General features: G+C 65.9%; 5 protein-coding genes. 1 reads left to right on the top strand and 4 read right to left on the bottom strand.

Going from position 1 to position 5,101, the window contains the following annotated elements; genetic code table 11:
• From tuf to rpsL, 4 genes are all read right to left on the bottom strand, one after another.
• Positions 1-924, bottom strand: a 924-nt coding sequence (tuf, locus tag VN378_RS00065) for an elongation factor Tu (protein ID WP_325739765.1), incomplete at its 3' end; no start/stop codon positions are given.
• A gap of 57 nt (positions 925-981) precedes the next feature.
• A complete protein-coding gene (gene fusA, locus VN378_RS00070) occupies positions 982-3,063 on the bottom strand; it encodes an elongation factor G (RefSeq protein WP_325739767.1) in 2,082 nt (693 codons plus the stop codon).
• A 151-nt stretch (positions 3,064-3,214) separates the two neighbouring features.
• A complete protein-coding gene (rpsG, locus tag VN378_RS00075) occupies positions 3,215-3,688 on the bottom strand; it encodes a 30S ribosomal protein S7 (protein WP_300467808.1) in 474 nt (157 codons plus the stop codon).
• A gap of 67 nt (positions 3,689-3,755) precedes the next feature.
• Complete coding sequence (rpsL, locus tag VN378_RS00080) at positions 3,756-4,127, bottom strand: 30S ribosomal protein S12 (protein ID WP_055832311.1); 372 nt, start codon at positions 4,125-4,127, stop codon at positions 3,756-3,758.
• A 687-nt stretch (positions 4,128-4,814) separates the two neighbouring features.
• Here rpsL and VN378_RS00085 point away from each other — a divergent pair.
• A partial coding sequence (locus VN378_RS00085; protein ID WP_414642194.1) for a hypothetical protein occupies positions 4,815-5,101 on the top strand: 287 nt, incomplete at its 3' end.

Below are 5,101 nucleotides of genomic sequence, written 5' to 3' on the forward strand. Positions count from 1 at the left end.
CAGGAATTTGGTGTGCGGGGTGATCGAACCCGGCTTGCACAGAACCTGACCGCGCTCGACGTCCTCACGCTTGGTGCCGCGCAGCAGCACGCCGACGTTGTCGCCCGCCTGGCCCTGGTCCAGCAGCTTGCGGAACATCTCCACGCCCGTGCAGGTCGTCTTCTGGACGGGGCGGATGCCGACGATCTCGACTTCCTCGCCGACCTTGACGATGCCGCGCTCGACCCGGCCCGTGACCACGGTGCCGCGGCCCGAGATCGAGAAGACGTCTTCCACCGGCATCAGGAACGGCAGGTCCAGCGGACGCGCCGGCTGCGGGATGTAGTCGTCCACGGTCTGCATCAGCTTGATCACCGACTGCTCGCCGATCTCCGGGTTCACGCCGTCGGTCGCGGCCTTGGCCGAACCGGCCGTGATCGGAATGTCGTCGCCCGGGAACTGGTACGAGCTCAGCAGCTCGCGCACCTCCATCTCGACCAGCTCCAGCAGCTCGGCGTCGTCCACCAGGTCGACCTTGTTCAGGTAAACCACCAGGGCCGGCACGCCGACCTGACGGGCCAGCAGGATGTGCTCGCGCGTCTGCGGCATCGGGCCGTCGGCGGCCGAAACCACCAGGATGGCGCCGTCCATCTGCGCGGCGCCCGTGATCATGTTCTTCACATAGTCGGCGTGGCCGGGGCAGTCGACGTGCGCATAGTGACGGTTGGCCGTCTCATATTCCACGTGCGCCGTGTTGATGGTGATGCCGCGCGCCTTCTCTTCCGGCGCCGCGTCGATGTCGGCGTAGTTCATCGCCTTGCCGCCGCTGGCCTTGGCCAGAACCATCGTGATCGCCGCCGTCAGCGTCGTCTTGCCGTGGTCAACGTGACCAATCGTGCCGATGTTGCAGTGCGGCTTGTTACGTTCGAACTTTTCCTTGGCCATTCTCTTCTCTCCGTCCCCTGAACAGGGGGCTTTGTCCTAGTGTTTCAGGGTGTTGGTTTAAGCGGAATACTTCTTGATCACTTCGTCGGCGACGTGTTGCGGCACCGGCTCGTAGTGGTCGTACTGCATGGTGAAGGCGGCGCGGCCCTGCGACATGCCGCGCAGCGTGTTCACATAGCCGAACATGTTGGCCAGCGGCACGAAGGCGTTCACGACGGTGGCGTTGCCGCGCATGTCCTGACCCTGGATCATGCCGCGACGGCCGTTCAGGTCGCCGATGACCGAGCCGAGGTAGTCCTCGGGGGTCACGACCTCGACCGCCATGATCGGCTCGAGCAGCTTGGGCGCGCCCTTGTCCTTCAGTTCGCGGAAGGCGGCGCGGGCCGCGATTTCGAACGCCAGCACGCTGGAGTCGACGTCGTGGAACTTGCCGTCCGTCAGCGTCGCCTTGAAGTCGATCAGCGGGAAGCCGGCCAGCAGGCCGCCGTCCTTGATGGACTCGAGACCCTTCTGGACGCCCGGGATGTATTCCTTGGGCACCGCGCCGCCGACGATCGAGTTCTCGAACACGAAGCCCGAGCCGGGCTCGCCGGGCTCGAAGGTGATCATGACGCGAGCGAACTGGCCCGTACCGCCGGTCTGCTTCTTGTGTGTGTAGTCGATGTCGACCTTGCGGCCGAGCGATTCACGGTAGGCGACCTGGGGCTGACCGATCGTGGCGTCGACCTTGTAGGTGCGGCGCAGGATGTCGATCTTGATGTCCAGATGCAGCTCGCCCATCCCCTTGAGGATGGTCTGGCCCGACTCGTGGTCGGTCGAGACGGTGAACGAGGGATCCTCCGAGGCCAGCTTGGCCAGGGCGACGCCCAGCTTCTCCTGGTCGGCCTTGGTCTTGGGCTCGACCGAGATCTCGATCACCGGCGCCGGGAATTCCATCTTCTCGAGGATGACGGGCGACTTGGTCGGATCGCACAGGGTGTCGCCGGTGCGGGTGTCCTTCAGCCCGGCCAGGGCGACGATGTCGCCGGCGTAGGCTTCCTTGATGTCCTGACGGTCGTTCGAGTGCATCAGCAGCATGCGGCCGACGCGCTCCTTGCGGTCGCGGCTCGAGTTCAGCAGGCCCATGCCCGTTTCCATCTTGCCGGAATAGATGCGGCAGAAGGTCAGCGAGCCGACGAAGGGGTCGTCCATGATCTTGAACGCCAGAACCGACAGGGGTTCGTCGTCCGAGGCGCGGCGCACGATCGGCTCTTCGGTGCGGAAGTCGATGCCGACGGTCGGCGGAATGTCGACCGGCGACGGCAGGTAGTCGACGACGGCGTCCAGCAGCGTCTGCACGCCCTTGTTCTTGAAGGCCGAGCCGCACAGGATCGGATAGAAGGCGCCGGTCAGAACGGCCTTGCGGATGCACTTCTTCAGCACTTCCAGCGAGGGCTCGGTGCCGTCCAGATAGGCTTCCATCGCCTCGTCATCCAGTTCGACGGCGTTGTCGATCAGGTACTGGCGGGCGGCGACGGCCTTGTCCATCAGGTCGTCCGGGATCGGGCCGACGGTGAAGTTGGCGCCCAGGGCGTCGTTGTCCCAGACCACCGAGTTCATGGCGACGATGTCGACCACGCCCGACAGGGTGTTTTCCGAGCCGATCGGGAACTGGATCGGCACGGCCTTGGCGCCCAGGCGGTCGCGGATGGACTGCACCGAGGCGTCGAAATCGGCGCCGATCTTGTCCATCTTGTTGACGAAGACGATCCGCGGAACCTTGTACTTGTCGGCCTGACGCCAGACGGTTTCGGTCTGCGGCTCGACGCCGGCGTTGCCATCCAGCACCGCCACGGCGCCGTCGAGCACGCGCAGCGAACGCTCGACTTCAATGGTGAAGTCCACGTGGCCCGGGGTGTCGATGATGTTGAGGCGCTTGCCCTTCCAGTAGGCGGTCGTCGCGGCCGACGTGATGGTGATGCCGCGCTCCTGCTCCTGGTCCATCCAGTCCATGGTCGCGGCGCCGTCGTGGACTTCGCCGATCTTGTGGGACTTGCCGGTGTAATACAGGATCCGCTCGGTCGTCGTCGTCTTGCCCGCATCGATGTGGGCCATGATGCCGAAGTTGCGGTAGTCCTCGATCTTGTTTTCGCGGGCCATGATGAGCGTGCCTTGAAGTGAGTTCAGGACGCGTTTCGCGCCCTCGGGGAGATGTCGATCTGTGCGGATAAGCGGGCGCGGGCGATTTAGCTCAAACCGCCCGCGCCGGATAGTCTCTAGATAGGCGCCGAACAGGGCGCCTTGAAGGCGTTTACCAGCGGTAGTGGCTGAAGGCGCGGTTGGCCTCGGCCATCTTGTGGGTGTCTTCGCGCTTCTTGACCGCGGTGCCGCGGTTGTTCGAGGCGTCCAGCAGTTCGGCGGCCAGCTTTTCCGTCATGGTGTTCTCGCCACGCTTGCGCGCGGCGTTCACCAGCCAGCGGATGGCCAGGGCCTTGCGGCGATCGGGGCGAACCTCGACCGGCACCTGGTAGGTGGCGCCGCCGACGCGGCGCGAGCGGACTTCGACGGCCGGGGCGACGTTTTCCAGCGCCGAATGGAAGGTGGCGACGGGCTCCTGTTCCTTCTTCTTGTCGGCCAGGATCTCGAACGCGCCGTAGACGATGTTCTCGGCGACGGCCTTTTTGCCCTCGTACATGACGTAGTTCATGAATTTGGTGACGGTCAGATCCTTGTATTTGGGATCCGGCAGAACTTCGCGCTTCTGTGCGCGGTGACGACGGGACATGGGCTTGGCCTTCTAAAGCGGTGTCGGACGGCTGGCTGTCGCCAGCGAATGGGATGGGGCGGATCGCCTACTTCGGACGCTTGGCGCCGTAGTGCGAACGGCGCTGCTTGCGGTCCTTGACGCCTTGCGTGTCGAGCACGCCGCGCAGGATGTGGTAGCGAACGCCGGGAAGGTCCTTCACGCGGCCGCCGCGGATCAGGACCACCGAGTGCTCCTGCAGATTGTGGCCTTCGCCGGGGATGTAGCACACGGCTTCAATGCCCGTGGTCAGGCGGACCTTGGCGACCTTACGCAGAGCCGAGTTGGGCTTCTTGGGGGTCGTCGTATAGACGCGGGTGCAGACGCCGCGGCGCTGCGGGCAGCCCTTCAGGGCCGGCACCTTGTTGCGGACCGGCTTGGGTTGGCGCGGCTTGCGGATCAGCTGGTTGATAGTCGGCATGGGGTCTCGGTTCTCTTCAATCGATGGGGGCGTGTGCCTTTCGGCCGGAGCGCCCCGGTGAGCCTTCTTTTCGGACGACGCCTGGACGCCGCCCCGGGTTTGATCTCGAGCCGGAGACACGACCGCCAAACGAAAAAACCGGAACGCGCGCTTCGGGCGTTCCGGCGGGCGCAGCCCGTCCGCTCAATTGTCACGATCCCGGACCCGGCGAACCGGGAGCCTCGAAAGTGGGGGGCTTCTACGCGCGGGGGGCCGTCAGGTCAAGGCTTTGGCGGGCCCGCCGCGTCGAGCCTGTAGCGTACCGTGTACCGGACGACCGCGCCCCGCTCCATCGGGACCGGATTACGACGGGCCGTCTCCAGCGCGGAGGCGCCAAAGCCTCGTCCCGCCGGCCGCTCCGACAGCACGCGGCAAGCGCTGGACATGCCGGTTTCGTCGCCCCGACATTCCATTTGCACCAGCCCCCAGTCCGAATCGGACGCAGGGGCCGGCGGCTGCGCCGGCGGCGTCGCGCAGCCCATGAGCAACAGCAGGGCGATGACGGCAACCGATGGGACAATCCCGCTCCGTTCGGCCCGCCCTGCGACGCCAGTTGTCATTGCGAAATCTCCGAAAGGCCCGACCATCAGGCCGCAATACCGCCACGCTCTGGCGATCCAGTGTCGGTTGAACGGGGGTGGGCGTCAAATGCCGGGAGTTGCGTGGATCTGGCCGTCCCTGACCGGCCGATGGCCCAAGGCGCTCATCGTCGCGGCCTCCCTGTTGCTGCATGCGGGCCTGCTGGCCTTCTTCGGCCTGCGCACCATGGGCCTCGGCTCGACGATGGCGCCGGACCCGATCCCGACCATCTACGTCCAGCTGGAGCCCCGCCCCCTGCTGGCTGACGAAACGCCGCGACAGCCCGTAGCCGCGCGGCGGATCGAGTCGCCGCCGCTGGCCCGGGCTCTCACGACGCCGACCCCGCGCGACGAGGA

Source organism: Brevundimonas sp., from assembly GCF_035561115.1.
Lineage (GTDB): Bacteria > Pseudomonadota > Alphaproteobacteria > Caulobacterales > Caulobacteraceae > Brevundimonas.